The sequence below is a fragment of the Mesorhizobium sp. WSM4815 genome, assembly GCF_055811575.1.
The window spans coordinates 1-240 of the sequence record NZ_JBVVQS010000011.1 but is presented as its reverse complement, the minus strand read 5'-3'; the positions used below and the strand labels follow the sequence as shown (position 1 = coordinate 240).

General features: G+C 56.7%; 1 protein-coding gene. It reads left to right on the top strand.

Translation table 11 applies throughout. The features are described from left to right. Positions 1-240, top strand: a 240-nt coding sequence (locus tag AC0L2B_RS00045; protein WP_473743609.1) for a cytochrome o ubiquinol oxidase subunit IV, incomplete at both ends; no start/stop codon positions are given.

The window sequence follows — 240 nt, the reverse complement described above, 5'->3', positions numbered from 1 at the left end:
CGTGCGATGAGCGCTGACGCACACGCTGGCCACGGTCACGACGATCACGCGCATGGTCACGACGATGGCCGCGATCATGGCTCGTTCAAGTCCTACATGACCGGCTTTATCCTCTCGGTCATTCTCACCGCCATCCCGTTCTATCTGGTGATGACCGGTGCGATCGAGAACAAGAACTGGACCATCGCGATTATCGTTGCCATGGCCATGGTGCAGATCGTGGTTCACATGATCTACTTC